Origin of the sequence: Mycobacterium sp. 1245499.0, from assembly GCF_001673615.1 — a bacterium.
In the GTDB taxonomy this organism is placed as follows: Bacteria; Actinomycetota; Actinomycetes; order Mycobacteriales; family Mycobacteriaceae; genus Mycobacterium; species Mycobacterium europaeum_A.
The window spans coordinates 1-787 of the sequence record NZ_LZMG01000307.1 but is presented as its reverse complement, the minus strand read 5'-3'; the positions used below and the strand labels follow the sequence as shown (position 1 = coordinate 787).

Below are 787 nucleotides of genomic sequence, written 5' to 3'. Positions count from 1 at the left end.
GCGCACCCTGGCCAGCAAGGTCCCGTTCGTCGTGCTGATCATCGGTGCGCTGGGCATCGGGCTGGGGCTCACGCTGTGGCTGTCCACCGACTCCGCGGAACGCTCGTACAAGTTGAGTCATGCCCGGGAGCGCACCCGGTTGCTGCAACAGCAGAAGGAGGCGCTGGAGCGCGACGTGCGCGAGGCGGAGGCCGCCCCGGCGCTGGCGGAGGCGGCCCGCAAGCAAGGCATGATCCCGAGCCGGGACACCGCGCACCTGGTGCAGGATCCGTCCGGGAACTGGGTGGTGGTCGGCACGCCGAAGCCGGCCGACGGCGTTCCGCCGCCGCCGCTGAACGCCAAGCTGCCCGACGAGGCGCCCCAGCCCCCGAAGCCGCCGGCCGCTCCTCCGGAGGTCTCGATCCGGATGGAACCGGCCCCCGGCGGCCCCGTCCCGGCCAGGTCCGGGCCCGAAGCGCTACTGCGCGCGCCCGACGGCGCGTCGACGGTGGGCGGTCAGCACCTGCCGCCGGCGGCGCCCCCGGTGCCCGGCGCGCCTGCCGCTCCCGGTGTGCCCCCCACGGGTACGCTGCCCGGCATGCCAGGCGGACCGGCGACGGGTGCATTGCCCGGCATGCCCGCTGCCCCGGCCACCGGCGCACTGCCCGGCATGCTGCCGGCGATGCCGACGCCGGGACTGCCCATGCCGGCCGGACCGGCGACCGCTCCGGCGCCCCCCGAGGTGTCGATTCCCCTGGGCGGGTTGCCGATTCCGGCTCCCGGCCAGATGCCCGCACCGTTGCCCGCC

Annotated in this window: 1 pseudogene; it reads left to right on the top strand. The window is 76.4% G+C overall.

The annotated features are described in order from the left end of the window. A pseudogene (locus A5646_RS30020) lies at positions 1-787 on the top strand (hypothetical protein); the annotation flags it as partial.